This window comes from Pseudomonas mosselii, from assembly GCF_005796105.1.
GTDB classification, from domain to species: domain Bacteria; phylum Pseudomonadota; class Gammaproteobacteria; order Pseudomonadales; family Pseudomonadaceae; genus Aquipseudomonas; species Aquipseudomonas mosselii_C.
Window position 1 is genome coordinate 1 of record NZ_VAUO01000041.1, and the last position, 1,292, is coordinate 1,292.

1 protein-coding gene is annotated in these 1,292 nt (G+C 54.5%); it reads left to right on the plus strand.

Annotation, left to right across the window (positions count from 1 at the left end; all coding sequences use genetic code 11):
* Positions 1-88: 88 nt before the first annotated feature.
* Positions 89-1,240, plus strand: coding sequence for a DDE-type integrase/transposase/recombinase (locus tag FEM01_RS23995; RefSeq protein WP_138221889.1), 1,152 nt, complete (start codon positions 89-91; stop codon positions 1,238-1,240).
* Positions 1,241-1,292 lie beyond the last annotated feature (52 nt).

A 1,292-nucleotide genomic window follows, 5' to 3' on the forward strand; every position in this document is an offset into this window, starting at 1 on the left:
CCCGCGGTACAAACCGGAGACATCGTTTACATTTCAAACCGGGGACATGGTTTACAGGCTAATACGCATGATCAGGAGGTATCTGATCATGCCCTGGAACCAAGAGTCCCCCATGGATCAACGAATCAGACTGGTCAGTGAATGGCTTTCCGGTGATTGCACCAAGAGCCAGCTGGCATGCCGGTACAGCGTCAGCCGCCCGACGATCGACAAGTGGATAGCCCGATATGATGCGGGTGGGTTTGCGGCGCTGTCCGACGCTTCACGGCGCCCTAACAACAGCCCTAACAAGACCAGCGATGAGCTACTGAGCCGCATTGTTGCGATGAAAGAAGTGCACGACAAATGGGGTCCCAAGAAGCTTATTGAGTTGCTGCGTCTTGAAGATCCCTCTATTGATTGGCCTTCTCCAAGCACGGCAGGTCAGTGGCTAGACCGGATGGGCATGGTTCACAAGCGTGGCCCTAGACGGCGATACGCAAAGAGCCCCACAAAGATGCGGGAGGCCAACGAGCCGAATAAAACCTGGTGTATCGACTACAAGGGCCAGTTTAAAATGCTCGATGGCCAATGGTGCTATCCCTTGACGGTCACTGACCACGCCTCCCGCCTCATCCTGGCCTGCAAAGCCCACAAGAACATCATGACGCAGCCGGTGATACAGACACTTGAGTGGCTTTTTCAAGAGCATGGCATGCCGGAGGTCATCCGTTCCGATAACGGCAGCCCATTTGCCTCAGTTGGCTTGGCAAGGATGTCTACAATCGCGGTTTGGTTGATCCGCCTCGGTATCATTCCTGAGCGGACCGCACCCGCGCGACCTGATCAGAACGGCCGTCATGAACGAATGCATCGAAGCATGAAGCTTGAACTGCCGATAGGACAAAACCTGATCGATCAGCAGCTATTGCTCGAGCACTTTCGGCACGAGTTCAACTATGTTCGGCCCCACGAGGCGTTGGGAATGAAGCGCCCATCCGAACTATACGTACCCTCTGATCGAATTTACCCAGGATGCCTGCCTATCGTGGAGTACCCCGCCGAAATGGCGGTCCGCAGTGTCAGGCAGAATGGGTCGATCAAATGGAAGGGCAAGCTGTTGTTCATCAGCGAAGCCCTTTCTGGCGAGAGGATCGGCCTAAAAGAAGTGGAAGATGATGTTTGGGATGTTTTCCTGTGTGACCATCTCCTGGGAAGACTTGGACGGGGTGAAAACCGCGTCCAAGCCTCAAATGTGTAAACCATGTCCCCGGTTTACGATGTAAAGGATGTCCCCGGTCGTACACCGCGAA

Coding starts and splice junctions, on each gene's coding strand:
- FEM01_RS23995 (WP_138221889.1), top strand. CDS start 89: ATGCCCTGGAACCAAGAGTCCCCCATGGATCAACGAATCAGACTGGTC.